Below are 26,540 nucleotides of genomic sequence, written 5' to 3'. Positions count from 1 at the left end.
TAGGATAGTCGTACCGACCCGAGGGACGTGTGATGGACGAGCAAACGATCGCGGGGACCCCTCCCGCCTCCGGTGCTGCCGACAGCGGTGCGCCCGAGGGCATCCCAGCGACCGCGGGCGCCGAGGCCGTTCCCGCATCCGCCGATGCCGCCGACGGCCAGACCTCGGCCGATCGGGGCTCGGCCGACGGGCCGACACGAGACGCGGTGCTCGAAGCGCTGAAGAACGTCTACGACCCTGAGCTGGGGATCAACATCGTCGACCTCGGTCTCGTCTACGAGGTCGATCTTTCGGGTGGGGATGTCGACATCACCTACTCGCTCACCACGATGGGGTGTCCGATCGGTCCGATGATCGAGGATCAGATGCGGGCCTTCGTGGGCAAGCTCGAGGGCGTCGGCGAGATCCGGCCCGAGATGGTCCTGCGGCCGGCGTGGAGCCCGGAGATGATGTCGGACGAGGCCAAGGCAGCGCTCGGCGTCTTCTGACCCCCCGAGGCGATCCCGGTCCTCCCGGAGCGGGTTCCCGCACGCGCTCGAGACGTGTCGTCGCAGGTCGCGTGGTTGACACCGCACCTGCAAAGCCGCTAGAACACTTGAACGTCACCGAAGGGGACGGTCGATAACCGTGGTTCGGACGAGATGCATCGGGGTGGTGGCGGCGATGATCCCCTCGCGCCTGTGCTGTATGCCTTCCGGCGCCCTCGCATAGACGCCCGCCGGCCGGCCCTGATCCTGCGGGGCCGACGACACCCGAGACTACGGATCGAGGGCCGTCGAGCGATCCGCCCGATCGATGCATCCGATATGGATCACGACACGATCCGATCCGAAGCACGATGCGAGAGGAGTTGAAACCGATGGCGGACTACGCCAAGCCTGACGTGCTGGTCGACACCGACTGGCTCGAGGAGCACCTGGGCGACGAGAAGGTGCGCGTGATCGAGGTCGACGAGGACACCTCGGCCTACGACAAGGGCCACATCCGAGGCGCGGTGGGGTGGGACTGGTCGACCGATCTACACACCGATGTCGGTCGCGACTACATCGACCAGGAGGGGCTCTCCGCGCTCCTTCGCGATGCGGGGGTCGACCAGGACACGACCGTCGTTCTGTACGGCGGCAACAACAACTGGTTCGCCGCCTACGCGTATTGGATCTTGAAGCTGCGGGGGTTCGACGCGGTGCGACTGCTCAACGGGGGCCGCAAGAAGTGGGAGCTCGAGTCCCGCGAGCTCGTGCGCGAGGTTCCCAGCTACCCGGCGACTCAGATCGCGGTCTCGGGCCCGGAGCGTCCCGAGATCCGTTCGCTGCGCGACGACGTGATCGCCAAGGTTGGCTCCGGCGTCGAACTCGTGGACGTTCGATCTCCCGAGGAGTTCCGCGGAGAGAAGCTCGCGCCCGACCATCTCCCGCAGGAGCAATCGCAGGTGCCCGGGCACATCCCGGGGGCTGCGAACATCCCGTGGTCGCAAGCCGCGAACGAGGATGGCACCTTCAAGTCGGCCGATGAGCTCCGCGAGCTCTACGCCGAGCAGGGCATCACCGGAGAGGCGGAGGTGATCGCCTACTGCAGGATCGGAGAGCGATCGAGCCACACGTGGTTCGCCCTCCAGGAGCTCCTCGGGTTCGACAACGTCAAGAACTACGACGGGTCGTGGACCGAGTACGGCTCCCTCGTCGGCGCGTCGGTCGAGAAGGGGTAGCGCCCGACCGCGACGCCGCACCGCGACGACGCACGGCGACGATCGATCGGAACCCCGCCTTCGGGCGGGGTTCCTTGCGTCGTGGTCCGCGACCGCCCCCTCCGGGCAGACCCTCTAGGATGAGCCGGTGCCCGACGCTCCGGATCAGAACCCCCTCGACCAGGCAGGACACCGTCCCGATCCAGCAGGGGCGAAGCGAGGGATCGGTTCGAAGCAGATCATCGGCGGGATCGTCACGATCGCGATCGTGGTGCTCGTGTTCGTGGGGATCTTCCCGCGGATCGCCGACTACGGAGAAGTCTGGGCCACGATCCGGGCGATGACCGGCCTCGAGGTGGCGAGCCTGATCGTCGTCTCGATCTGGAACGTCCTCAGCTATCTGCCCGTCCTCGTGAGTTGTCTGCCCGGCCTGCGGCTACGGGAGGCGTTCGTCGTCACGAACGCCACGACCGCCGTGTCGAACACCGTGCCGGCCGGAGGCGCGGTCGCGGTCGGCCTCACCTACGCGATGTTCACCTCGTGGGGGTTCACCGTGGCCCAGATCGTTCGGCTCGTGCTGGTCTCGGGCGTGTTCAATACCTTCGTCAAGCTCGGAACCCCGGTCGTGGCGGTCGCGCTCCTCGCGATCCAGGGCGATGTGTCCTCGGCGCTGTTGCTTGCGGCGCCGATCGGCGTCGCGGTGCTCACGGTCTCGATCGTCCTGTTCTGGCTCGTGCTGCGGAGCGAGGAGCTCGCCCGTCGCGTCGGTGACACGCTCGGGCGCGCGGCCGGGTGGGTCGTTCGCCTGTTCCGCCGTCCATGGACGCGCGACTGGGCGGTGTCGGCCGTCGAATTCCGCCGGAACACGATCGACCTGCTCCGCGGCCGGGCGTGGAAGATCACGATCGCAACGATCGTGAGTCACCTGTCGTTGTTCGTGGTGCTGCTCGTGACGCTGCGCCATGTCGGAGCGTCCGAAGCCGAGGTGAGCACGACGAAGGTGTTCGCGGCGTTCGCGTTCGCGCGACTGATCTCGGCCCTGCCGATCACGCCCGGCGGTGTCGGGATCGTCGAGCTCGGATATGTCGGCGCGCTGTCGGTCGGCGTCGATCGCGAGCTTGCCTCGCAGATCGTGGCCGCGGTGCTGGTCTTCCGAGCGCTGACCTACCTCGCTCCGATCCCGATCGGCGTCGGTACCTGGCTGTTCTGGCGCACGAACCGATCGTGGCGGCGTGAGACCGGAGCGATGAAGGACGTAGAACAGTCGATCCTTCGCGAGGGCGATGCCGCCGCCGGGGTCGGTGGAGCGGGCGGGTGAGCGCGACCGGCGAGCCTCCGATCGCGGTGATCGACATCGGCTCGAACTCGGGACGGATGGTGGTGTTCCGGTTCCGCGAGGGGGGGCATCTGGATGTTCTCGAGGATGCGCGGGCGCCGCTGCGTCTCGCGCGATCGCTGCGGGACGGCGATCGGCTGGGGTCGGATGCGATCGAGCGCGTGCTCGAAGCCCTGCAGGACTTCCGCGCGGTGGCGCTCGGAGCCGGGGCGACCCGAACGCTGGCCGTCGCCACCTCCGCGGTACGCGAGGCCGAGGACGGGGACGAGTTGTTGCGCCGCGCGGATGAGGAGGTCGGGATCGACCTGCAGGTGATCGGGGGCGATCGGGAGGCCGCGTATGGGTTCCTGGGTGCGGTCCACGACCTTCCGGTGTCCGCGGGTCTGGTGATGGACGTGGGTGGCGGGAGCATGGAACTGACCCGCTTCAGCGGCCGCGTGCAGCACGAGGCGTGGACCCTGCCGTTGGGGTCACTGCGGGTGTCGGATCGGTACCTGATCTCGGATCCACCTACCGACAAGGAGATGCGCAAGCTCCGTCAGGACGCTGCGAAGGCCGTGCGCAAGGCCGGCGTTCCGCGGCTCGAGGACGGCGAGGCGCTCGTCGGTGTCGGAGGAACGATCCGCAACCTCGCGAAGATCGACCGTCGCCGCATCGACTACCCGCTTCCCCTGCTGCACGGTTACGAGCTTCCGGAAGCACGTCTGCAGGAGCTCATGGAGTTCCTCGCGGGACGCGGGATGTCACGTCGCGCGAACACGCCGGGGTTGAACCCCGATCGTGCCGACACGATCGTCGGAGGCGCGCTCGCGGTGCTCGCTGCGATCGAGGTCGTCGGTGCCGAACGGGTTCTCGTGTCGAGCCGCGGCATCCGCGAGGGGATCGCGCTGCGCGAGGTCTCCGATGAGCTTCCCTCGCCGCCGCGGGTCCGGACGGCCTCGGTCGCGAACCTGGCCGGCCGCTTCGCCACCTGGGAGCAGCGCGCCGCCTCCCGCCGCACGCAGATATCGGAACGGCTGTTCGAGGTGCTTGCGCCGGAAGCACGAGACGACGTGCGGGAGATGCTCGGGCATGCCGCCACGATCGTCGACGCCGGGCGCGCGATCGACTACTACGATCGTTTCGAGCACGCGGCGATGTTGACCACGGCTGCCGATCTCGGCGGGTTCTCGCATCACGATCTGGCGCTGCTGACCGCGATACTCCGTCAAGCCGATGACGATGTCCGTCTCGGTCCGTACCGGGGCCTGCTCGACGAAGAGGATCGTGATCAGGTCGTGCGCGCGGCGACGGTGCTCGCGCTGGCAGACGAGCTGAATCGGCGGATCCCGCCCGCGGATCGGGCGGACGTCGCGTGCGGGTGGACGCGGGACGGGTTCGAGGTCCGGGCGCCCGTACCGGCGGGGTGGCGACCGAGAGCCGTCGGCGAACGGTTCCTGCAGGTGTTCGGAAGGCCGCTGTCGGTCGCGCACGTCGTCGACCGGTGAAGCCGCGGGTGACGATCTGGACCTCGATCGTTTCCGGTCGTGGGATTTGTCGCCGTCCTGGCGACCTCGGATGGATCGTCGGTGGCATCGGCGTGCTGTGGGCATCCACCCTCTTCGTGGACGCGGAGGCGGTCGGCGGTCTCGAGGTGACGGTGTTCGGTCTGGCGAACGATCTGCCCGGATCCCTCTATCGGCCGATCTGGCTGCTGATGCAGGGCGGCACGTTCATCACGATCCCCCTGGTGGCGGTCGCCGCGCTCCTGGCACGCCGTGTGCGTCTCGCGTGCGAGGTCGTCGTGGCCGGTGTCGGGGTGTGGATCCTCGCGAAGCTCGTGAAGGACATCGCTCCCAGGGCGCGCCCGGGGGGGTTGCTGGACGGGGTGGAACTTCGGGGGATCGGGTCCGGTGGGAGAGGGTTCCCCTCGGGCCACGCAGCGGTCGCCGGTGCGCTGGCCTTCGTGTTGTTCGCCTTCCTCCCCCGAGGGTGGAGGTGGGTGCCGGTCGGGCTCGGGATCGTGGTCTGCGTCGCCCGGGTGTACGTGGGGGCGCACCTGCCGCTGGACGTGGTCGGTGGTGCGGGGCTCGGCGTGGCGGCGGGCGCCCTGGCGACCCTGGTCGGCGGCGTGCCCACCAGGGAGGCCGGCGACCGCCAGCCGATGCGGTCTCCGTCAGGCGAGCCTGACGGGGGTTCGTAGGCCGTCCTACCTGCGAGGATGCGCGGGTCGGGCTTCTGCCGGAATCGGACGGAATCCGACTCAGACGGTAGACTTTGAGCACGAGGTCTCCTGGAGACCAGCATCGCGTCCGCCGCACGCTGGGCGACGAGGCCGTCACGACCACGAGCGAGAGGGACCAGCCGCATGGCGATCACCCAGGAAGAGCATCTCGACGAACTCGCCAAGGGGTACCGGTTCGACTGGAAGGACCCGTCGCATTCGGTGTTCGAGCCGAAGCGCGGCCTGTCTGCCGCCGTCGTCGACGAGATATCCGCGCGCAAGGGCGAGCCCGAATGGATGCGCAAGTTCCGCCTGAAGGCGCTGCGGCATTTCGAGGGTCGCCCGATGCCGTGGTGGGGCGCCGATCTGTCCGGCATCGACTTCGACAACATCTACTACTACATCAAGTCCACGGAGAAGCAGGCCGCCGAGTGGGAGGACCTGCCTGACGACATCCGCGGCACCTGGCAGAAGCTCGGGATCCCCGAGGCCGAGCAGAAGTACCTGGGTGGAGTCTCCGCGCAGTACGAGTCCGAGGTCGTGTACCACAAGATCAAGAAGGAACTGGACGACATCGGCGTGCTCTTCACCGACATGGACACGGCGCTGCGCGAGTACCCGGACCTGGTGAAGGAATACTTCGGCACGATCATCCCGCCGAACGACAACAAGTTCGCGGCGTTGAACTCGGCCGTGTGGTCGGGGGGCTCGTTCATCTACGTGCCGCCCGGTGTCCACGTCGACATCCCGCTGCAGGCCTACTTCCGGATCAACGCCGAGAACATGGGCCAGTTCGAGCGCACCCTGATCGTCGCCGATGAGGGCAGCTACGTGCACTACGTCGAGGGATGCTCCGCTCCGATCTACACGAGCGACTCGCTGCACTCGGCGGTCGTCGAGATCGTCGCGAAGAAGAACGCCCGGGTGCGCTACACGACGATCCAGAACTGGTCGACGAACGTGTACAACCTCGTGACCAAGCGCGCCGTCGCACACGAGGACGCCGTGATGGAGTGGGTCGACGGCAACATCGGCTCGAAGGTGACGATGAAGTACCCGTCGATCTACTTGATGGGCAAGGGTGCGCGGGGCGAGGTGCTGTCCGTGGCCTACGCGGGCAAGGGCATGCACACCGACGCCGGCGGCAAGGCGATCCACGCCGCGCCGTACACGACGAGTGTGATCACGAGCAAGTCGGTCTCCAAGGACGGTGGCCGCACCGGGTACCGCGGTCTGATCCGGGTGGAGCCCGATGCGCACCACGCCAAGAGCAACGTGCGGTGCGACGCCTTGATCCTCGACGAGGACTCCCGCTCGGACACCTACCCCTACATCGAGGTCGAGGACGAGACGGCCTCGCTCGGCCACGAGGCCACGGTCTCCAAGGTCGGCGAGGACCAGCTCTTCTACCTGATGAGCCGCGGCCTCTCCGAGGTCGAGGCGACCGCGATGATCGTGAACGGCTTCATCGAGCCGATCACCCGCGAGCTCCCGATGGAGTACGCCGTCGAGCTGAACCGCCTCGTCGAGCTCCAGATGGAAGGCTCCGTCGGGTAGCTCATGCCGCACAGCGCCACCGACACCGACATCAACGTGCCCGTCACCAGCTTCGATGAAGCGGCGCTCGCGGCACTCCCGCCGACCTCGCCGTTCGTGGGACAGCTCCGTAAGGACGCGTTCGCCGAGTTCAACGCCCTGCCGATCCCGTCGCAGGAGACCGAGGAATGGCGGTACACCGATCTGTCCGCGCTGGAGCTGTCCTTCGCGCCGTTCACGCGCGGAGGAACGGCCGCGAGCCTGGACGAGGTGCCCGAGGAGATCGTCGCCGGCGCCGCGATCGTCGGTGATCGATCCGGGCTCCAGATCCAGCGCAACTCCGAGGTGCTGCTGACCAACCTGGACGCGAAGCTCGCGGAGCAGGGGGTCGTGTTCGGCGACCTGGCCACGGCGATCCTCGAACGGCCCGATCTCGTCGAACCGTACCTGCACGCGATCGTCCCGACGGGGCGCTCGAAGTTCACGGCGCTGCACGCCGCGTTCCGGACCGGGGGAACGTTCCTGTACGTGCCGGAGGGCGTCACGATCGAGGTTCCGCTGCAGAGTTTGACGTGGGTAGACGTGGACGGAGCGGCGGTGTTCCCGCACACCTTGATCGTGGCCGGACCCGATGCCGAAGTGACCTTCATCGACCGGTACGCCTCGCCCGATCTCGAGGGCGCGTTGTCCGACGCGGTCACCGAGATCCACGCGGATGCGTCCGCGCGCGTGCGCTACGTCTCGATCCAGGACTGGGGCGCGGGCATGACCCACCTGGCGGTCCAGCGCGCGCACCTGAGCCGCGACGCCGACCTGCGGACCACCTCGGTCGGATTCGGCGCGGATCTCGCGCGCGTCGAGGCCGAGAGCGTGATGGCCGGGATCGGCGCGTCCAGCGAAGCGCTCGGCCTGTTCTTCGCCGACGGCGACCAGCACTTCGATCATCGGACCGAGCAGGACCACGTCGCAGCGAAGTGCACGAGCGATCTGTTGTACAAGGGCGCGTTGCGTGACACCTCGCGCGGGGTGTACTCGGGATGGGTCCACGTCCGGCCGGGTGCTCAGGGAACGAATGCGATGCAGACCTCGCGCAACATCATGCTCTCCGAAGGTGCGTTCGCCCGGGCGATCCCGAACCTGGAGATCGAGGCGAACGATGTCCGATGCGGACACGCGGCGAGCGCGGGCCCGGTCGACGACGATCAGCTCTTCTACCTCGGGACGCGGGGGATCGCCCGGGCCGAGGCCGAGAAGCTGATCGTGAAGGGTTTCTTCCAGGAAGTGATCGACCGCATCACGATCGAAGAGGTCCGCGAGAGTGTGGCCGCCGAGATCGAGGACGAGCTCCAGCGGGAGGACGTCTGATGCCGCTGGTGAAGGTCGCGGCCGTGGGCGACGTCCCCGAGGGCGAAGTGATCCGCGTCGAGGCCGGCGGTCGCCAGATCGCGATCGTCAACCTCGGAGCCGAGGGGTTCCGGGCGATCGACGCCGTCTGCTCGCACGCGCACTACTACCTGGACGAGGGCGAGGTGGACGTCGAGGACGCGACGATCGAGTGCTGGAAGCACGGCTCCACGTTCGACCTCGAGACCGGCCGACCGACCACCCTTCCCGCCACCATCCCGGTGGACGTCTTCCCCGTGAAGGTCGAAGGCGACGACATCCTGATCGAGGTGACCCCATGAGCGAGACCGACAGCGCCGACGGCGCGATCCTGGAGATCCGCGGCCTGCAGGCCGAGGTCGAGGGCAAGCAGATCCTGAAGGGGATCGACCTGACCGTGCACCAGAACGAGACCCACGCCCTGATGGGACCGAACGGATCTGGCAAGTCCACACTGTCGAACGTGATCATGGGCCGGCCCGGGTACGTGGTCACGCACGGCGAGGTGCTGTTCAAGGGTGAGAACATCCTGGGGCTGACGCCCGACGCTCGGGCGCAACGCGGGCTGTTCCTCGCGATGCAGTACCCCGTCGAGGTGCCCGGGGTCTCGGTGGTGAACTTCCTGCGGACGGCCTACCAGTCGATCAAGGGCGATCAGGTCTCGGCCCTGGCGTTCCGTAAGCATCTCAAGGAGAAGATGAACCTGCTCGGCGTCGAGGACGCCATGGTGAACCGGTACGTGAACCAGGGATTCTCAGGCGGCGAGAAGAAGCGGAACGAGATCCTCCAGCTCGCGGTCCTCGAGCCCCAGATCGCTATCCTCGACGAGACCGACTCCGGTCTGGACATCGACTCGCTCAAGCAGGTGGCGACGGGGGTCGCTCAGCTCGTCGGACCCGATCTCGGTGTGTTGCTGATCACGCACTACCAGCGGATCCTCGACTACATCAGGCCCGACCACGTCCACGTGATGATGGACGGTCGTATCGTGAAGTCCGGAGGCAAGGAGCTTGCCCTCGAGCTCGAGGACAAGGGTTACGAGGGCATCCGCGACCAGCTCGGACTGCCCGAGGCCGTCGGCGCCTCGACCGAGTAGGTCGGCCCAGGAGAGGGACGAAGGAGCGAGGCTCATGGCGGTCGGCGAGCAGGCGATGGGCACGGCGGGAGCGAGGCTCGACGTCGCGAAGCTCCGCGAGGACTTCCCGATCCTGACGCGACAGATCGAGGGGCATCCGCTCGTCTACCTCGACAGCGCCGCCACCTCCCAGAAGCCTCGCCAAGTGCTGGAAGCCGAACGCACCTTCTACGAGCGTCACAACGCGAACGCCCACCGCGGGATCTACCAGCTCTCCGAAGAGGCCACCGAGCTGTACGAGGGAGCCCGCGCGTCGATCGCCCGGTTCCTCGGTGCACCCGATCCCGCGACGATCGTGTCGACGCGCGGGACCACCGAGGCGGTGAACCTCGTCGCGCACGGCTGGGGCCGCAAGTTCCTGCACGAGGGCGACGAGATCCTGCTCACCGAGATGGAGCACCACTCCAACATCGTTCCCTGGCAGCTCGCGGCGAAGGCGACCGGAGCCGTCCTGCGGTACATCCCGATTACCGACGACGGCGTGCTCGACCTCGACGCGCTGGAGGGGCTGCTGACCGAGCGGACGAAACTGCTGGGTGTGACGGGCATGTCGAACGCCCTGGGGACGATCACCCCGCTGCCGCGCCTGATCGAGGCCGCGCATGCCGTCGGAGCCGTGGTCGTGGTCGACGGTGCGCAGCTCGTGCCGCACGCGCGGGTCGATGTGACCGCGCTCGACGTCGATTTCCTCGGGTTCAGCGGCCACAAGATGCTGGGACCGACCGCCTCCGGCGCGCTCTACGGCAAGCGCGAACTGCTCGAGGTGATGGATCCCTTCCTCGGCGGAGGGGAGATGATCCACGAGGTCTTCCCCGACCACAGCACCTACAAGCCGATCCCGCTGAAGTTCGAGGCGGGAACGATGAACGTCGCGCAGCAGGTCGCCCTCGGTGCCGCGATCGACTACCTCGAGCGGTTGGGGATGGATGCCGTGCGGCAGCACGAGCGCGAGATCACCGCGTACGCGCTCCAGCGCCTGCTCGAGGCCGGCGCGACCGTGTTCGGTCCGACCGATCCCGACCTACGCGGAGGGGCGGTGTCGTTCTGGTACAAGGACGTGCATCCCCACGACATCGCGACGATCCTCAACGAGCAGGGGGTCGCCGTGCGAGCGGGGCACCACTGCGCCCAGCTCGTGATGCGGCGTTTCGGGACGCCCGCGACGGCGCGTGCGTCGTTCTACGTGTACAACACGCCCGCCGAGGTCGACGTCCTGATCGAGGCGCTGGCGAAGGCGGAGGACGTGTTCGCCTTCTAGTAGGCTCGCTCGGGCTCGCGATACGGGCCGCGTGATGGAGAGAACGGACGAACCTTGGCACTCGACGATATCTACAAAGAGGTCATCCTCGACCACTACAAGAACCCGCGGAACAAGCGCGAGCTCGCCGGGGCCGACCGATCGAACCATCAGAACAACCCGCTGTGCGGGGACGAGATCACCGTCTTCGTGAACACCGACGGGGACGCGCTCGCAGAGGTGGCGTTCCAGGGTGCGGGGTGTTCGATCTCGCAGAGCTCTGCGTCGATGATGACCGAGGCCGTCCAGGGCGTCGATGCAGCCGCCGCGCTGAAGCTCGCGTCCGACTTCCGAGGCATGATGGCCGGCGAGCTTGAGCCCGACGAGGACGAGTTCGGAGACCTGATCGCGCTGAAGGGCGTGGTCAAGTACCCGATCCGGATCAAGTGCGCGGTGCTCGCCTGGGACGTGCTGCAGGAGGCGCTGACCGGAGCCGACGGTGAAGCATCGGGCGCTGCGTCGCACACGGTCGGCGGGTAACGCGCCCGGCGCGATCTCGCGTCCGGTACGCACGCCCGTCAACGGACGCCGGAGTGATGTGTCAGCGAGGTGCTCGCACGATCCGCGAGGCCTGCGCCGCGACGTCGTCGCTGCCCGCCACGAACGCCAGCAGAGTGAGCCTGTGGTTCTCCCCGTCACACGGGAGATCGAACTGCGCGGACCCCTTGTTGGGGAAGCCACGACTGGACAGATCGGCGCCGTCGAGATCGAACCGGACCTCATCGGCCCGGACCACGCGGTAGCGGATCGTGATGAGCTCGGACACCGGGTCGTTGCAGGCGAGCCGCGAGGGAGCGTCGAAACGCGTGATCTCCGGGACGGGTAGCGGAGCCTCGCTCGCGTTGGGTGATGCCGTCGGAGACGTGGTCGGATCCGGATCGTCGCTCTGTGTCGGCTCGGCGGGGGACGAGGCGGAGGGGCTTGCCGGCGTGCTCATCGCCGGAGAGGTCGAAGCCGCCGGCTCGGACCCACCCGTTCCGCACCCCCCGACGAACACGGCGAGCACCACGAGCACGAGCGAGGAGCGGGCGATCACGGCGGAACCTCCGGTCAGGGCGGAAGAGCGCGAGGATAGCAGTGCAGTTGTGGCAACCGGGGGAGCGGTCGTGCATCATCCACACCCGTGAGGGGAACTCGATCGGGCCGGCGGATGAGCACCGCGACGCATGCCGTGCTCTGGTACCCGCTCGCCGCGGTCGTGGTGACCGGAGCGATCGCGGCGTGGGCGTGGTCGGATTGCGGTTCGGCCAACGACGTCGCGGCATGCCGGGAGGCCGTCGTCCCGGGGTCGTTGCTGCTGCTGACCGTGATGCTGATCGCCGGTCTCGTGATCCTGGCCTTGATGTGGGTCGTCCTCCGGCTGCTGCGACCAATGCTGAGCAGCAGACCGACCGATGAGGAATCGGGCTGGGCACCCCACGGCGCCGGGTGGACCGACGAGCGCCGGCCCGGGAGCCCCGACCCAGAGGGCGGCGCCACCACGCGCGGCGGTCCGGAGCCCGACACCGATGATCCGCGAGGCGATCAGGATGCGACCTCGATCGTCGTGCCCTCTCGTGTCCGGCGTCACGATCAGCGATCCCGTCCCTGAGACCGACGGCGCCGTCCGCGATCGGACCTCTATCATCTGCGCATGACAGCGGCCTCCGGCTCCCCGATCGACGCGACCTCCCACAGCGGAGACACCGACCCTGGCCCGATCCGGGTCGTCTTCTCAGAGGACGGCAGGGACTTCGCTCGCCGTGATTGGACCGATCTCGTCGATTCGGACCCCGCAGGAACCTTCTTCCACACGCCCGGGTACCTGAAGTTGTACTGGGAGGAGTTCGGGGAAACGCCCGACCATCTCCTCCTCGCCTTCGCCGAGCTCACCGACGGCAGTCAGGTCGGCGCCGTCGCGTTCGAACGGTTCGGTGACACGCTGCGGTTCCTCGGCGGAACGGAGGTGACCGACTACCTGGGTCCGGTCGCGCGGGACGGTGTGCAGCGCGCGGTGGCCGCGGCGCTGTTTGCCGCGCTGGGGGCGCGCGAGGACTGGCGCAGCGCCGATCTCCGGGGGCTGGTCGAGGACGGTGGCTGGCCCGACTGGTTGGCGGAAGCGGCTGCAGCACAGGGCATGGCGGTGAAGGTCGGCGAGGATCAGAACGGGGTCGCACCGTTCCTCGCTCTGCCCGGCGATTGGGATACCTACCTCGCATCCCTTCCGTCGAAGATGCGACACGAGATCAAACGCAAGGCGCGAAAGCTCGAGGCCGAGGCCGGACCGTACGCGATCGAGTTCGCGGGACCCGAAACGCTCGTGAGCGACCTCGACGTCTTCGTCGCGATGCACCGCTCGAGCGAGGGGCCGAAGGGGAACTTCATGCAGCCGGGCATGGAGATCTTCTTCCGCCGGCTCGGGGAGGCGTTCCTCGACGACGGGGTCTTCGCGCTCTCGTTCCTCACGATCGACGGAGCCAAGCTCGCGGGAACGATCGGGTTCCGGTACGGGGGGCGGTTCCTGCTGTACAACTCTGCGTTCGACCACGAACACCGGTGGTCACAGCTCGCGCCGGGGATGGTGCTCGTGGCAGAGGACATCAGGCTCGCGATCGACGGCGGGTGCGACGCGTTCGATCTGCTGAAGGGGGACTACGCATACAAGTACCGGTTCGGCGCGGTGAAGCGGATCGTGAAACGGCTCGTGATCGAGCGCTGAAGGCGCGAGCTCAGGGGTAGGCGCGTAGCGCCCGGAGGACGGCGATGCCGAGTTCCTCTTCGCCGCCCACGACGAGGTTGCCGACATCGAGCACACCATCGAGGTCGAGCCGGCGGGCGGCCACGAGGGCGAAGGACTTCGCCCGTCCGGAGATCCATGCGTCCGGCTTCGCGTCAGGGTCGGGAACCTCGCCGGCGCCGAGGCCGTACCGCCACGAGCCGAGACCTGCACCCTCGAGGTCGATCTGGACCGAGAGTCCCCGCAGATCAAGACCCGCCTGGGACAGCGACCATGGCAGCATCCGGATCGCGAGATCGCTCGTGAGGTAGATCGGCCAATGTTCCACGCGTTCGGGCATCCCGGCCCCCGCGCGAACGTCCTCGCCGTGGACCCACCATTCGACGACCCGTGACTGCAGCAGATACGGGATCCCGATGTCTCCGGCCAGCCAGTCGACCCGGCGGTCGTTCCAGTCCTCGTCCGGCAGGTCGGCGGCGCCTTCGCACACGAGATCGGCCGCGCGGCCCCAGTGGGTGAGGACTTCCCGGTAGGCGAGCCCCGATCGTGCGTTCACGACGCGCTCGTTGAAGCCGTCGGTCGTGAAGGGCTCGTCGCCGAGCGAGGCCCGGTACTCGACGAGCTCGGTCGGGTCCTCTCCCGCAAGCAGCTGTGCGGCGGCATAGTCCTGCGCGGCGAGATGGGCCATCACGTCGCGGTTCCACCAGCCGGGGCATGCGCTCGGCTGTTCCCAGGACTCCGGCGGGGCGTACTGGATCGTCCGTCCCAGTCCCGCACGCTCGGCCCTGGCCGCCGCGACCAACGTCGTCCTGTCCACGCCCACCTGTGTCCGCTCCCTCGCCCGATCGGCCGGTGCCGTCGCGGCGGGATTGTACCCTCGGGTGCATGCAGGTTCTCGTGGCGCCCGACAAGTTCCGTGGAACGCTGACCGCGGCGCAGGCCGCCGAGGCGATCGCGACCGGGTGGCAGCGTGCACGACCCGACGATCGGGTCGTGCGGGTCCCGATGGCCGACGGGGGCGAGGGTACGCTCGATGCGCTCGTTGCCGCCGGCAAGGGTGAGATCGACAGCGCCACCGTTTCGGGCCCGCTCGGCGATCCGGTCACCGCCGAGTTCGGGATCGTGCCGACCGCCCAGGGGCGTTCGGTGGTGATCGAGATGGCCAGAGCCTCCGGGCTGGAGCTCGTGTCCGAGGGGCGACGTGATCCCTTGCGCGCTACGACGTACGGGACCGGCGAGCTGATGCGAACCGCGATAGAACGTTACGCGCCCACCTCGATGCTCGTATGCATCGGGGGCAGTGCGACGACCGACGGCGGGGCCGGGATGGCGCGGGCGCTGGGGGCCCGGCTGCCGAAGGCGGACGGTACGCCGATCGAGCCGGGCGGACTCGGCCTCCTCGACCTCGCGACGATCGATCTCGGGGAGCTGCCGCGCGTCACCGGGGCGATCCGGTTCGATGTCGCAAGCGACGTGGACAACCCGCTCGTCGGCCCGACCGGCGCGGCAGCCGTCTATGGCCCGCAGAAGGGTGCGACACCCGAGAACATCGCGCTGCTCGATCGGGCCCTCGGGCATTTCGCCGCGATCTTCGGGCGGGATCTCGGTATCGACCTCCGCGACTCGCCCGGCGCGGGTGCCGCGGGGGGACTGGGTGCGGGGCTGATGGGGTTCCTCGGGGCTCGACTGCGTCCCGGTGTCGAGGTCGTGATGGATGCCGTGGGGTTCGCCGAGCGCCTCGGCGATGCCGACCTCGTGATCACCGGCGAAGGACGCTTCGATGCGTCCTCGATGCGCGGGAAGACGGTCGGGGGGGTCCTGACGACCGCCCGCCTCTCGAAGGTGCCCGTGGTGGTCGTCTGTGGACGGGCCGACATGCAGGTTCCCGACATCCGGGTCCGGTCCCTGGTCGAGCGGTTCGGACTCCCTCGGGCCATGGAGGACACGCGCCGGGCCCTACAGGATCTCGCCGCCGAGATGGCGGCCGACCCGGTGGACCCGGCCGGGGTCTGACGAGCTCAGGCGCCTGACGGAGCGCGCCGAACGAGGTTCCCCGCCGATCCCGCCGGACGGCGGTACCATAGGGAGCAGATCACCCCCGACGGAGGTTGCAGCCACGATGATCACGATCACCGAGAACGCCGCCGGCAAGGTCCGGGACCTGCTCGTCGAGGAGGGCCGGGACGACATCGCCCTCCGCGTCGCCGTCCAGCCGGGCGGATGCTCCGGGCTACGGTACTCGATGTACCTGGACGATCAGGTCGGAGAGAAGGACCTCGCCGAGACCCAGTTCGGGGTCCGTGTCGTGATCGACAAGATGAGCGTTCCGTATCTGTCCGACGCCAAGATCGACTTCGTCGACTCCCTCGAAGCCTCGGGCTTCACGATCGACAACCCGGCCGCCCAGGGCGGCTGCGCCTGCGGCAGCTCGTTCAGCTGACCTGCGGCTCGACCGCGTCCAACGCCTGCGAGATCCCGCCAACCAACTCGTCTAGGCCCTCGTGCTCGATCACGAGCGCCGGAGAGATCTGGAGCGCACCGGTCGCGAGGGAACGCGTGATCACGCCCGCCTCGCGACATGCCGTGACGAGCCGCGACGAATAGGCTGGATCGGCGAGCGCCTCGGAGACGGGCTGGACGGCGGCCAGGACCCCCGTCCCGGCGCGGACCTCCTCCACGAGTGGGTGGGCCTTGAGGGGTCGCAGCGTCTCGGCGAGCTGCTTCTCCAGCTGGAGGGACCGAGCGGGCAGGTCCTCGCGCGCGAGCACGTCGATGTTGGCGAGCGCGACCGCCGCGACCGTCGCGTGTCCGCTGTAGGTGTAGCCGTGCCGCCACATCGCCGACCCGGCCGCGAACGGTTCGTAGACGCGTGGCGCGGCGATGACGGCTCCCATCGGGAGGTAGCCGCTCGTGATGCCCTTGGCGCAGGTGATGAGGTCGGGCTCGAGCTCCCACCGGCCGCTCGCGAACCAGTCGCCCGCGCGACCGAATCCGGTGATGACCTCGTCGGCGACGAACAGGACGTCGTGGGTGCGGCAGATGTCGCGGACCTCGGCGAGATAGCCCGGCGGCGGGGCGAACACACCCCCGGCACCGATCACCGGTTCGCAGAAGAAGGCGGCCACGCGGTCGGGGCCGAGCTGCTCGATCGTCGAGCGGAGCGCGGAGGGGTCGTCCCACGCGACCCGCGAGACCTCCCCGACGAACGTGCCGTGGCCCTGCGCGTTCGCGTCGATCCCCGCGAGACTCGTCCCGCCGAGGTGCATCCCGTGATAGGCGCGCTCGCGGTTGATGAAGATCGTGCGCTCCGGGCGATCGCGCAGCTGCCAGTAGCGCCGTGCCATCTTGGTCGCGGTATCGATCGAGTCCGAGCCGCCGCTCGTGAGGAACACACGGGAGTCGGGGACGGGAGCGAGCTCGCTCACCCGGTCTGCGAGCGCCTCGGCGGGGCGGTTCGTGAGATCGCCGAAGATCGAATATGCGGCGAGCGTGCGCAGCTGAGCCTCGGCGGCTTCGGCGAGTTCCCCGCGTCCGAATCCGACGTTGCAGTACCACAGCGATGCGGTCGCATCGAGGTAGCGTCGGCCCTGTTCATCCCACACGTGCACGCCCTCGCCGCGCTCGATCACGAGGGGTCCTGCGGTGTCTACGGCGCGCATGTCGGCGAACGGATGCCAGAGATGGCTCATCCGGGCACGGTACCAGCGGTTCCGCGGAGTCAGTCGGGGTCGTAGGCGAGGTTCGGGCGCAGCCAGTGCTCGACGTCGCCGAGCGGCTCGCCCTTGCGGCGCGCGTAGTCCTCGACCTGATCCTGTCCAAGCCGGCCGACGTTGAAGTACCGCGCCTCGGGATGGGCGAAGTACAGCCCGCTGACGGAGGCGGCCGGCATCATCGCGAAGTGCTCGGTCAGCTCGATCCCGGTTTCCGGCGCGCCGAGCAGTTCGAAGAGCTTGCGCTTCTCGCTGTGATCGGGACAGGCGGGGTAGCCGAACGCCGGGCGGATGCCCCGGAACCGCTCGGCGGCGAGGTCCTCGGCCGACCGCTGGTCGGTCTCATAGCCCCACTCCCGCCGGGCGCGCTCGTGGAGCCACTCCGCGAACGCCTCGGCGAGTCGGTCGGCGATCGACTTGACCATGATCGCGTTGTAGTCGTCGTGGTCGGCCTCGTAGCGCTTCACGAGCTCGTCGACTCCGAGTCCTGCCGTCACCGCGAACCCCCCGATCGAATCGTCGAACCCGCTCTCCGGTGGCGCGAGGAAGTCCGCGAGACAGCGATCCGGACGGTCGTCTCCGTGGTCGGTCTGCTGGCGCAACATCGGGAAGGTCACGCCGTTCCCGAGGACGACGTCGTCGCCCTCTCCGTGCGCGGGCCAGAACCCGTAGACGCCGCGCGCCTGGAGCGCTCCGTCGGCGACGATCCCGTCGAGCAGCTGGTTCGCGTTGTCGAACAGCTCTCGCGCCGCCGCTCCGTGATCGGGGTGGTCGAGGATCGCGGGGTAGCGTCCCTTCAACTCCCACGCGGTGAAGAAGAACGTCCAGTCGATGTAGCCGCGCAGGGTCTCCAGGTCCGCCTCGACCGAGCGCGCGCCTTCGAACGGCCGAGCCGGGACGTCCTCGGCGCGCCACTCGATCGGCGTCCGTCGCTCGCGGGCCGCGCGGATCGGGAGCAGCGGTGTGCGCAGCCGTTCCTCGTGCTGCTCGCGCAATCGCTGCTGTTCCGCCCGGTTCTTCTCGTCGAGCGTCACCTTGCGGCCGTCGTCGAGCAGGTCGGAGACCACGCCCACGACACGGGAGGCGTCGAGCACGTGCACCGTGGGCTGGGCGTAGGCGGGAGCGATCCGCACGGCGGTGTGTTGCCGGGAGGTCGTCGCGCCGCCGATCAGCAGCGGGAGCTGCATCCCGCGACGTTCCATCTCTTTGGCGACGTTCACCATCTCGTCCAGCGACGGCGTGATCAGTCCCGAGAGGCCGACCGCGTCGCAGCCCTCGTCCTTCGCGGTGTCGAGGATCTGGTCCGCGGGGACCATCACACCGAGGTCGATCACCTCGTAGTTGTTGCAGGCCAGGACGACGCCCACGATGCTCTTGCCGATGTCGTGCACGTCGCCCTTGACCGTCGCCGTGACGATCCTGCCCTGACCCGTTCCCACGGGGACGCCGAGACGGATCTTCTCCTCCTCCATGAACGGTTCGAGGTAGGCGACCGCCTTCTTCATCACGCGCGCGCTCTTGACGACCTGCGGGAGGAACATCTTCCCCGAACCGAAGAGGTCTCCGACGATCTTCATCCCGTCCATCAAGGGCCCCTCGATCACCTCGAGGGGGCGGTCGTAGGCCGTCCGTGCTTCCTCCGTGTCTGCCTCGATGTGATCGATGATCCCGTGGACGAGGGCATGGGAGAGCCGTTCCTGGACCGTTCCCTGACGCCAGGTGTCGTCGACGACGCGCTGGGCGCCCTCTCCTTTGAACGAGTCGGCGAAGGTCACCATGCGTTCGGTGGCGTCCTCGCGGCGGTTGAAGATGATGTCCTCGACGTGCTCGAGCAGATCGGGCGGGATGTCTTCGTAGACCATGAGCTGTCCGGCGTTGACGATCGCCATGTCGAGCCCGGCGCGGATTGCGTGGTAGAGGAACGCGGAGTGGATCGCCTGGCGCACGGGCTCGTTACCCCGGAAGCTGAACGACAGGTTGGACACCCCGCCGGACACGTGCGAGCCCGGGCAACGCGCCTTGATCTCGCGCGTCGCCTCGATGAAGGCCTTGCCGAACTCGCTGTGCTCCTCGATCCCCGTCGCGATCGCGAGGATGTTCGGGTCGAAGATGATGTCGGCCGGGTCGAACCCGGCGCGCTCGATGAGCAAGCGATATGCGCGCTCGCTGATCTCGACCTTGCGCTTGACCGTGTCCGCCTGGCCGGTCTCGTCGAAGGCCATGACGACGACCGCGGCTCCGTACCGCTTCGCGCGGGCCGCGTGGTCGAGGAACGCGTCCTCGCCCTCCTTGAGGCTGATCGAGTTCACGACGCTGCGGCCCTGGAGACACTTGAGCCCGGCTTCGAGCACCTCCCATTTCGACGAGTCGACCATCACGGCGACGCGCGCGATCTCCGGTTCGGTCGCGATGAAGTTGAGGAAGGTCGTCATCGCGTCGGCGCCCTCGAGCAGGTCGGCGTCCATGTTCACGTCGAGCAAGTTGGCGCCGCTGCGCACCTGGTCGAGCGCGACCTCGACGGCGCCCTGGAAGTCGCCCGACTCGATCAGCCGGCGGAACTTCGCCGAACCGGTCACGTTCTGCCGTTCGCCGATCATCACGAAACCGGTCTCCGGCGTGATCGTGAAGGGCTCGAGGCCACTGAACGCGGTCATCCGTTCGGCAGGCGGCTCCGGGATCGGGCGCGGGGGCAGCTCCCGGACCGCATCGGCGATCGCGCGGATGTGGTCGTCGGTCGTTCCGCAGCACCCACCGACGACGTTCAGCAATCCGTCACGGGCGTACTCCCCGAGCCATCGGCACGTGATCTCGGGCACCTCGTCATACCCGCCGAACGCGTTCGGCAGTCCGGCGTTGGGGTGGCACGTGGTCGCGGCGGGCGCCAGACGCGACAACGTTTCGACGTAGGGCCGCATCTCCTCGGCGCCGAGGGCGCAGTTGACGCCGACGCTGAACGGATCGGCGTGCATGATCGACAGCCAGAACGCCTCGATCGTCTGCCCCGACAGTGTTCGGCCGCTCTTGTCGGTGATCGTCACCGAGATCATCCGCGGCACGTCGGGTGCGACGTCGAGCGCCGCGGCGATCGCGGCCTTCGCGTTCAGCGTGTCGAAGATCGTCTCGATCAACAGGAGGTCGGCGCCACCGTCGACCAGGGCGCGGATCTGTTCCGCGTAGGCCTCGTAGACCTGATCGAAGGTATGGGAACGGAACGCGGGCTCGTTCACGCGCGGAGATATCGACAGGCTCACGTTCGTCGGACCCACCGATCCGGCGACGAAGCGATCGGGGCCGGTGGCGTCGCATGCCTCGCGCGCGATCCGGGCGGCCTCCAGGTTCAGGTCGCGAACGGCATCCGTCAGCCCGTAGTCGGTCTGGGAGATCGCGTTCGCGTTGAACGTGTCGGTCGACACGATGTCCGCGCCGGCACCGAGGTGGCCGCGATGGATCGCGCCGATCACGTCCGGGCGCGTGAGCACCAGCAGGTCGTTGTTGCCCCCCAGCTCGGAGGGGTGGTCGGCGAATCGCTCCCCGCGGAAGTCCTGCTCGGTCAGGCCGTGATCCTGGATCGCGGTCGCCATGGCCCCGTCGAGGACGAGGATCCGTTGGGCGAGGAGCGCGTCGAGGCGGTCGCGGACACCGGTCACGGTGCGGAGGCTACCCTCGGAGGGTGGCGGGATGACGGTCGGGTCTTGTCGTGCGGGTCACAGGAGGCATCCTAGTCGCCACTGGTTGCAACTGACCAACGGTCAGGAGCGAGGCGCCTCGCGCCGCGTCGCTGCTCTGGGGTAGGCTCCGGCCAATGAGCAAAACGCCGATCGACCTGCTGACGACGCGATCGAAGCCCTCCACCCGGGGGCCGGTCACTCCCAAGCCCGTCGCTTCCAAGGTGCGGCGCCGCAGCGCGGACGCCCTCGCCGGGGTCCCGTTGTTCTCCGGCCTGTCCCGTCGGCACCTCAACCAGCTCGCCGACGTGGTCGACGAGGTGCGGTTCCGTCCGGGCACCGCGGTGATCCGGGAAGGCGACCTGGGGCAGACCCTGTTCGTGATCCTCGAGGGCCAGGCGAAGGTGACCCGAGGGGGCCGGACCCTGACCAAGCTCGGCCCCGGCGAGTTCTTCGGCGAGATCTCGTTGCTCGATCGCGGGCCGCGCACGGCATCCGTCGGGGCGCAGACCCCCCTCGTCACCGTGCGCCTGTTCCGCCGCGAGTTCCTCAAGCTGGCTCGGTCCGAGCCGAAGATGGCTGAGCGGGTACTGGAGACGCTCGCGGGTCGCCTGCGGGCGGCCGAGAAGCTCCTGACGAGCTAGGTCGCTCGTCGCTTCGTCACCCCGAGCGGGGATCGCCGCGTTCCGAGCGGCCGATGCGTCACCAGGTTCGTCCGGATTTCTGACGTGTCCGGCTTCGGAAGCGGAAGCGTTCGATAAGGTGGAAGTGTCCGAACGATCCAGGATTCGATCCGATGTTGTGAGGAGGCGCCCAGGCGGTCGCTCGCGGCCCGCCCGAACCGATGTCGAAAGCTGTTGAGCAGCGCGATCGCGTGATCATCCGGTTCGCCGGCGATTCCGGTGACGGGATGCAGCTCACGGGAGACCGGTTCACGAACGCAACCGCGGTCCTCGGCAACGACCTCGCCACCCTTCCGGACTTCCCTGCGGAGATCCGTGCTCCGGCCGGCACCGTCCACGGCGTCTCGGCGTTCCAGATCCAGTTCGCCTCCGAAGACGTCACGACACCGGGGGACCATCCCAACGTCCTCGTCGCGATGAACCCCGCCGCGTTGAAGGCCGATCTGCACACCGTGACGAGCGGCGGCACGGTGATCCTGAACGAGGACGCCTTCACCCAGCGCAACCTCGAGAAGGCGGGCTACGACGGCGATCCGCTGGCCGACGGCACGCTCGAGGGCTACCAGGTGTTCAAGGTCCCGATGACCACGATCACGGTTCGCGCGACCGAGGGGCTCGGTCTCACGAAGAAGGAGGCGGAGCGTTCGAAGAACATGTTCGCGCTCGGCCTGCTCAGCTGGATGTACGGACGTCCGCCCGAGACCACGCTCGACTGGCTCGAGCGCAAGTTCTCGGGCAAGGAACAGATCCTCGAAGCCAACGTCGGCGCCTTCAAGGCGGGATACAACTTCGGCGAGACCACCGAGCTGTTCGCGCAGAGCTACGAGGTCAAACCCGCTCCCGCGACGCCCGGCCTGTACCGCAACGTCGCCGGCTCGACCGCGCTCGCGTGGGGGCTGGTGGCCGCGAGCGATCGTAGCGGGGTACCGCTGTTCTACGCGAGCTACCCGATCACTCCGGCCTCCGAATTGCTCCACGAGCTGTCGCGTCACAAGAACTTCGGCGTCGTCACCCTCCAGGCCGAGGACGAGATCGCGGCGGTGAACATGGCGCTCGGGGCCTCGTTCGCTGGCAAGCTCGGGGTCACGGGGACCAGCGGCCCGGGTATGGATCTCAAAGCCGAGACGCTCGGTCTCGCGGTCATCATGGAGCTGCCGATGGTGATCGTCGACGTGATGCGGTCCGGACCGTCGACCGGCATGCCGACGAAGACCGAGCAGACCGATCTGCTGTTGGCGCTGTTCGGTCGCCACGGCGAGTCCCCGATGCCGATCGTCGCGGCGAAGTCTCCGTCGCATTGCTTCGATGCCGCGATCGAGGCCTCGCGGATCGCGGTCACCTACCGCACGCCCGTGATCCTGCTGTCGGACACGTTCCTGGCGAACTCCTCGGAGCCGTGGCTGCTGCCACAGGTGGACGACCTCCCGACGTTCTCACCGGACTACGCGACCGGCACGAACCACCCGGATGGGTTCCTCCCGTACCTGCGTGACGACAAACTCGCGCGTCCATGGGCCCTTCCCGGCACGGAGGGACTCGAGCACCGCATCGGAGGCCTCGAACGCGAGGAGGTCACGGGCAACATCTCCTACGAGCCGGAGAACCACGAGGCGATGACCCTGCTCCGGGAGCGGAAGGTCGAGGCGGTCGCCGGTTCGATCCCCGAGCTTGAGCCCGAAGCTAACGAGGACGCGGATCTGCTCGTCCTCGGCTGGGGCTCGTCGCACGGCACGATCCGGGCAGCGGTCCGGCGCGTGCGACGCGAAGGGGGCAAGGTGGCCCACGCGCACCTCGTGCACCTGAACCCGTTCCCGCCCAATCTGGGCGAGGTGCTGCGCCGGTACCCGAAGGTGCTGATCCCGGAGATGAACCGTGGTCAGCTCGCCTTGCTCGTGCGAGGCCGGTTCCTGATCGACGCGATCAGCTACACGAAGGTGCAGGGGATCCCGATCTTCGCGGGCGAGCTCGAGGACGAGATCAGGCGGGTGCTCGATGCCTGAGACGACCGAACACGCGGAGCGCGCGCCAGCGCCCGACGGCGGGCAGCCCTCACCCGGGGCGACCCTGACGAAGAAGGACTTCACGAGCGACCAAGAGGTCCGCTGGTGTCCCGGGTGCGGCGACTACGCGATCCTGTCGGCGGTCCAGGGGTTCATGCCGGAGCTGGGGATCGAGCCGAAGGACACCGTCTTCGTATCCGGGATCGGGTGCTCGGGGCGGTTCACCTACTACATGGACACCTACGGGATGCACGGGATCCACGGGCGCGCACCCGCGCTCGCCACCGGGATCGCCGTCGCGAACCCGAACCTGTCGGTGTGGGTGGTCACCGGCGACGGCGACGGTCTGTCGATCGGGGGGAACCACCTGATCCACGCGCTCCGCCGGAACGTCAACCTGAAGATCCTGCTGTTCAACAATCAGATCTACGGGCTCACCAAGGGGCAGTACTCGCCGACGAGCGAAGAGGGCAAGATCACGAAGTCGACACCCTTCGGCTCGCTCGATCATCCGTTCAACCCGATCGCGGTGGCGCTCGGCGCGGAGGCGAGTTTCGTCGCGCGAACGGTCGACAACGACCGGCAGCACCTCACCGGCGTGCTCCGCGAGGCGGCGGCGCACCGCGGGACGGCGTTCATCGAGATCTATCAGAACTGCAACGTCTTCAACGACGGGGCCTTCGACCTGCTCCGCGACAAGGAGGCGGGCAAGCACAACCAGATCCGCCTCGTGCACGGTGAGCCGATCCTGTTCGATGACGGGGAGCGCGCGGTCGCCGTCGGCGAGAACGGGCGGCTGCAGATCGTCGAGACCGACAGCGTGGACGCCGACCGGATCATCGTGCACGACGTCTTCGGCGATCCGTCGCTGGCGTTCTCGCTCGCCCATCTGGCGAAGGGACCTACCGAGCCGACCTGCATCGGCGTGTTCCACCAGGAGGACCGATCGGTCTACGGCGAGGCCGTTCGAGCGCAGATCGGCGCGGCGACCGAGCGCCTCGGCGCCGGCGACCTCTCCAAACTCCTCCGCGGCGGGGACACGTGGGAGGTCGGCGCTCCCGAACGCTAGTCAGCCGCGGTCTGCATCACCGGGAACCCGGAACCGCCCGAGTGCCTCGGACGAGGTCGCCTCGACCCCCTGGAGTTGCGAGACGAGTCCGGGAAGCACCTCGAGCAGGGCGTCGACCGAGGCCTCGGTCGTGTCGAACCCGACCGAGAGCGGGAACGAGGGTGTTCCCGGCACGCCGATCGCTTCGAGGACGGGGGAGGGCTCTCCGGGGGCACCGGAGCACAGGGATCCGCCGCCGATCCGGAAGCCACGGTCGTCGAGGGCCATCATCAGGGTCTCCGGATCGAGGCCGACGACCGAGAAGCACGCGATGTGCGGCACGCGGTGGGTGCGATGTCCGTGGAGTGCGGCGTGCGGGACCCGTTCGGCGATCCCGGACCCGAGACGCTCGGTGAGTGCCCAGAGCCGGGCGGCTTCGTCGCCGAGCTCCTTGAGAGCCGTGGTGAACGCGACGGTCATCCCGGCGACGCCGGGCAGGTTCTCCATCCCGGCACGCCGCTTGCGTTCCCGATCGTCGCCGCACGGATAGGCGGCGACCCCCACCCCGCGGCGCACGAACAGGACCCCCGCGCCCGCGGGCCCACCGAACTTGTGGGCCGACAGGGAAAGCAGGTCGACGTCGAGCCGGGAGACGTCGAGGGGGAGGCGGCCAGCCGTCTGGCACGCGTCGGTGTGGAACAGCACCTTGGCTTCACGGCAGATCCGGGCCGCCTCGCCGATCGGTTGGATCGTGCCGATCTCGTGGTTGGCATGTTGGAGCGATGCGAGCACCGTTCCCGGCACGCGCACCTGCGATGCGAACTCGTCGAGGTCCACCCGGCCCGTGTCGTCGACCCGAACCCGCACGACCTCGAACCCGTCGGTCTCCAGCGCGTGTCCGACGCCGTAGACCGCGGGATGCTCCACGCCCCCGACGACGATCCGGGTGCCGAGCTCGCGGATCGCGCGCACCGTTCCCCAGATCGCGAGGGACACCGACTCCGTGCCGCCCGACGTGAACACGATCTCGTCGGGCTGTGCCCCGAGTCCCTCGGCGATCGCCGCGCGCGCGCCCTCGAGGAGGGTCCGCGCCGTTCTGCCGGCGCCGTGGATCCGAAGGGGGTCGCCGAAGGTGTCGAGGGCCGCCTGTGCGGCGGTGCGTGCCGCGTCGCGCAGCGGCGTGGACGAGGCGTAGTCGAGGTAGGTGGAGTCGTCGGTCATGGGATGGCGAGGCTAGCACCGCCCCGGGTGGTCCCCGGCGGGGTGCCGGGGACCACCGCGTTCCCGAGCGTGGTTCAGGGAGTCGCCGGCTCCTTGTCGCGGAGGAACACGCCCCAGTAGACGACACCGGCGATGATCCCCCCGGCGATCGGGCCGACCCAGTACACCCACCAATCCGTCCAGGTGCCGGAGGCCACCGCGGGGCCGAACTGCCGCGCCGGGTTCATCGCGGCGCCCGTGAATGGGCCGCCCACGAGGATGTCGAAGGTGAGCACGAGTCCGATGACCCAGCCGGCCGTCGCGAGCGGCCCTTTGTCGTTGACGGCTGCACCGTAGACGGCGAAGACCAGGAAGAAGGTCAGCACCGCCTCGAGGAGCACGGCTTGGCCGACGCCGAACCCGGTGATCGCCGTGTTCACCGTCGGGGTGCCCCCGCTCCCGGCGTCGAAGATCTCCGCCGGGACGATGGCCTTGAGCACGAACGCCCCGGCCACAGCACCCAGCAGCTCGGCGCCGACCAGGATCCCAGCGCGCGGCGTCCGGATCTGGCCGGTGACCCAGAGTCCGATCGTCACTCCGGGGTTCACGAGACCTCCGGAGATCGGCGCGGTGACCGCGACCATGATCGCGAGGACCAGGCCGTGTGCCAAGGCGACCCCGACCAGGTCCCCTCCCGAGACGAGCACCGAACCCGCCCCGATGAAGATGAGTGCGAACGTGGCGATGAACTCCGCCACGGCAGCCTTGCCGATGCTCTCCAACCTTCCCTCCTTGGTCGTGACGATCACGACCGCGCTCGGCCGAAGGGGCCGGGGCGAACGTCGGCGCACCGAGGTTCGGGGGAAGGGACGCGCGCGCGGCAGCCGCGTCCGCTGCCGACGATAGCGGAGCACCTGGTCCGGGGCAAAGTCTGGGGAGCGGTT

Annotated in this window: 24 protein-coding genes; 18 read left to right on the top strand and 6 right to left on the bottom strand. The window is 68.5% G+C overall.

What is annotated here, in order from left to right; translation table 11 throughout:
- Nucleotides 1-32: 32 nt before the first annotated feature.
- From WEF05_06990 to WEF05_06940, 11 genes are all read left to right on the top strand, one after another.
- A complete protein-coding gene (locus WEF05_06990) occupies nt 33-488 on the top strand; it encodes a metal-sulfur cluster assembly factor (protein ID MEX1101632.1) in 456 nt (151 codons plus the stop codon).
- Between the two features lie 371 nt (nt 489-859).
- Entirely contained in the window at nt 860-1,705 is an 846-nt protein-coding gene (locus tag WEF05_06985) for a sulfurtransferase (protein ID MEX1101631.1), read from the top strand.
- Between the two features lie 127 nt (nt 1,706-1,832).
- Nucleotides 1,833-3,002, top strand: a complete 1,170-nt coding sequence (locus WEF05_06980) for a lysylphosphatidylglycerol synthase transmembrane domain-containing protein (GenBank protein ID MEX1101630.1) — start codon at nt 1,833-1,835, stop codon at nt 3,000-3,002.
- On the top strand, nt 2,999-4,507 hold the full coding sequence (locus WEF05_06975) for a Ppx/GppA phosphatase family protein (protein ID MEX1101629.1): 1,509 nt from the start codon (nt 2,999-3,001) through the stop codon (nt 4,505-4,507). The genes WEF05_06980 and WEF05_06975 overlap by 4 nt, the downstream gene beginning before the upstream one ends.
- A gap of 8 nt (nt 4,508-4,515) precedes the next feature.
- Nucleotides 4,516-5,202, top strand: coding sequence for a phosphatase PAP2 family protein (locus WEF05_06970; protein MEX1101628.1), 687 nt, complete (start codon nt 4,516-4,518; stop codon nt 5,200-5,202).
- 165 nt (nt 5,203-5,367) lie between these two features.
- A complete protein-coding gene (gene sufB / locus WEF05_06965) occupies nt 5,368-6,780 on the top strand; it encodes a Fe-S cluster assembly protein SufB (protein ID MEX1101627.1) in 1,413 nt (470 codons plus the stop codon).
- 3 nt (nt 6,781-6,783) lie between these two features.
- Nucleotides 6,784-8,124: a Fe-S cluster assembly protein SufD gene (gene sufD / locus WEF05_06960; protein ID MEX1101626.1), complete on the top strand. Its 1,341-nt coding sequence runs from the start codon at nt 6,784-6,786 to the stop codon at nt 8,122-8,124.
- Nucleotides 8,124-8,444, top strand: coding sequence for a non-heme iron oxygenase ferredoxin subunit (locus WEF05_06955; GenBank protein MEX1101625.1), 321 nt, complete (start codon nt 8,124-8,126; stop codon nt 8,442-8,444). The genes sufD and WEF05_06955 overlap by 1 nt, the downstream gene beginning before the upstream one ends.
- Nucleotides 8,441-9,238, top strand: coding sequence for a Fe-S cluster assembly ATPase SufC (gene sufC, locus WEF05_06950; protein MEX1101624.1), 798 nt, complete (start codon nt 8,441-8,443; stop codon nt 9,236-9,238). The genes WEF05_06955 and sufC overlap by 4 nt, the downstream gene beginning before the upstream one ends.
- 34 nt (nt 9,239-9,272) lie before the next feature.
- Nucleotides 9,273-10,535, top strand: coding sequence for a cysteine desulfurase (locus WEF05_06945; GenBank protein MEX1101623.1), 1,263 nt, complete (start codon nt 9,273-9,275; stop codon nt 10,533-10,535).
- A 54-nt stretch (nt 10,536-10,589) separates the two neighbouring features.
- Complete coding sequence (locus WEF05_06940; GenBank protein MEX1101622.1) at nt 10,590-11,054, top strand: SUF system NifU family Fe-S cluster assembly protein; 465 nt, start codon at nt 10,590-10,592, stop codon at nt 11,052-11,054.
- 61 nt (nt 11,055-11,115) lie between these two features.
- On the opposite strand, the gene WEF05_06935 is transcribed toward WEF05_06940, so the two are convergent.
- On the bottom strand, nt 11,116-11,610 hold the full coding sequence (locus WEF05_06935; GenBank protein ID MEX1101621.1) for a hypothetical protein: 495 nt from the start codon (nt 11,608-11,610) through the stop codon (nt 11,116-11,118).
- Nucleotides 11,611-11,724: 114 nt separating this feature from the next.
- On the opposite strand from WEF05_06935, the gene WEF05_06930 reads away from it, so the two are divergent.
- Complete coding sequence (locus WEF05_06930; GenBank protein MEX1101620.1) at nt 11,725-12,165, top strand: hypothetical protein; 441 nt, start codon at nt 11,725-11,727, stop codon at nt 12,163-12,165.
- A gap of 42 nt (nt 12,166-12,207) precedes the next feature.
- Entirely contained in the window at nt 12,208-13,272 is a 1,065-nt protein-coding gene (locus WEF05_06925; protein ID MEX1101619.1) for a GNAT family N-acetyltransferase, read from the top strand.
- A gap of 10 nt (nt 13,273-13,282) precedes the next feature.
- On the opposite strand, the gene WEF05_06920 is transcribed toward WEF05_06925, so the two are convergent.
- Nucleotides 13,283-14,107 (bottom strand): maleylpyruvate isomerase family mycothiol-dependent enzyme, encoded by an 825-nt coding sequence (locus WEF05_06920; GenBank protein MEX1101618.1) that lies wholly within the window; start codon nt 14,105-14,107, stop codon nt 13,283-13,285.
- Nucleotides 14,108-14,175: 68 nt separating this feature from the next.
- Between WEF05_06920 and WEF05_06915 the strand changes: the two genes are divergently transcribed.
- Nucleotides 14,176-15,303 (top strand): glycerate kinase, encoded by a 1,128-nt coding sequence (locus WEF05_06915; protein ID MEX1101617.1) that lies wholly within the window; start codon nt 14,176-14,178, stop codon nt 15,301-15,303.
- 106 nt (nt 15,304-15,409) lie between these two features.
- Entirely contained in the window at nt 15,410-15,730 is a 321-nt protein-coding gene (locus WEF05_06910; GenBank protein ID MEX1101616.1) for an iron-sulfur cluster assembly accessory protein, read from the top strand.
- Here the strand turns inward: WEF05_06910 and WEF05_06905 are convergent.
- Together WEF05_06905 and metH are read right to left on the bottom strand one after the other, a co-directional pair.
- Nucleotides 15,723-16,979, bottom strand: a complete 1,257-nt coding sequence (locus tag WEF05_06905; GenBank protein MEX1101615.1) for an aspartate aminotransferase family protein — start codon at nt 16,977-16,979, stop codon at nt 15,723-15,725. The genes WEF05_06910 and WEF05_06905 overlap by 8 nt on opposite strands.
- Before the next feature lie 29 nt (nt 16,980-17,008).
- Nucleotides 17,009-20,647 carry a methionine synthase gene (metH, locus tag WEF05_06900; protein MEX1101614.1) on the bottom strand — a complete coding sequence of 1,213 codons (3,639 nt, stop codon included), beginning with the start codon at nt 20,645-20,647 and terminating at the stop codon, nt 17,009-17,011.
- Nucleotides 20,648-20,802: 155 nt separating this feature from the next.
- Between metH and WEF05_06895 the strand changes: the two genes are divergently transcribed.
- The 3 genes from WEF05_06895 to WEF05_06885 all read left to right on the top strand — a co-directional run bounded on the left by WEF05_06895 (nt 20,803) and on the right by WEF05_06885 (nt 24,417).
- On the top strand, nt 20,803-21,309 hold the full coding sequence (locus WEF05_06895; protein ID MEX1101613.1) for a cyclic nucleotide-binding domain-containing protein: 507 nt from the start codon (nt 20,803-20,805) through the stop codon (nt 21,307-21,309).
- A gap of 200 nt (nt 21,310-21,509) precedes the next feature.
- On the top strand, nt 21,510-23,348 hold the full coding sequence (locus WEF05_06890) for a 2-oxoacid:acceptor oxidoreductase subunit alpha (protein MEX1101612.1): 1,839 nt from the start codon (nt 21,510-21,512) through the stop codon (nt 23,346-23,348).
- Nucleotides 23,341-24,417, top strand: a complete 1,077-nt coding sequence (locus WEF05_06885) for a 2-oxoacid:ferredoxin oxidoreductase subunit beta (protein ID MEX1101611.1) — start codon at nt 23,341-23,343, stop codon at nt 24,415-24,417. The genes WEF05_06890 and WEF05_06885 overlap by 8 nt, the downstream gene beginning before the upstream one ends.
- Here the strand turns inward: WEF05_06885 and WEF05_06880 are convergent, their stop codons facing one another.
- Together WEF05_06880 and WEF05_06875 are read right to left on the bottom strand one after the other, a co-directional pair.
- Nucleotides 24,418-25,617, bottom strand: coding sequence for a cysteine desulfurase family protein (locus WEF05_06880; protein MEX1101610.1), 1,200 nt, complete (start codon nt 25,615-25,617; stop codon nt 24,418-24,420).
- A gap of 74 nt (nt 25,618-25,691) precedes the next feature.
- On the bottom strand, nt 25,692-26,378 hold the full coding sequence (locus tag WEF05_06875; GenBank protein ID MEX1101609.1) for an aquaporin: 687 nt from the start codon (nt 26,376-26,378) through the stop codon (nt 25,692-25,694).
- Between the last annotated feature and the right edge of the window lie 162 nt (nt 26,379-26,540).

Source organism: Actinomycetota bacterium, assembly GCA_040881665.1.
GTDB lineage: Bacteria > Actinomycetota > UBA4738 > UBA4738 > HRBIN12 > JBBDWR01.
Note: the sequence above shows the minus strand (reverse complement) of the source record. Positions and strands in the feature narration are given on the sequence as shown.